The organism is Moraxella sp., assembly GCF_024227015.1.
Classification (GTDB): domain Bacteria; phylum Pseudomonadota; class Gammaproteobacteria; order Pseudomonadales; family Moraxellaceae; genus Moraxella.
Genome location: NZ_JAAELD010000294.1, coordinates 1 through 511, shown reverse-complemented (window position 1 = coordinate 511; position 511 = coordinate 1). Strand labels below are relative to the sequence as shown.

General features: G+C 43.8%; 1 protein-coding gene. It reads left to right on the top strand.

All coding sequences use genetic code 11. The annotated features are described in order from the left end of the window. Nucleotides 1-130: 130 nt before the first annotated feature. On the top strand, nt 131-511 hold a 381-nt coding region (locus GY683_RS06775), incomplete at its 3' end, for a response regulator (RefSeq protein ID WP_297288015.1).

Genomic DNA, 511 nt, shown 5'->3' with positions numbered 1-511 from the left:
TTTGTCACATTTTTTTGCAAATTTCATCAATCGTCTGTTTTTTGCAATGATACTGTCATAATTAATCTTTGTAATAAGCCTGTCATAAAATTAAAACGGCCTGCCGTTACCTACAATAGGATATTGCGTTGTGAAAGATGACTACATTTTAATCGTCGATGACGAACTTCCAATTCGGGAGATGATCCATACCTCTTTAGATATGGCAGGCTTTCAGTGCTTACAAGCAGAAGATGCAAAACAAGCTCATCAGATGATTGTCGATCAACGTCCAGCGCTTATCTTGCTTGATTGGATGATGCCAGGCGGTGTCAGCGGTGTAGACTTGTGCCGTCGCCTAAAACGCGATGACAACCTTGCTGAAATTCCTGTGATTATGCTCACTGCACGTGGCGAAGAAGATCACAAAGTTCAAGGTTTAGATGCTGGCGCGGCCGACTACATGACTAAGCCGTTCTCGACCCGTGAACTGGTGTCACGTATTAAAGCGGTCTTACGTCGTGCCAATGCC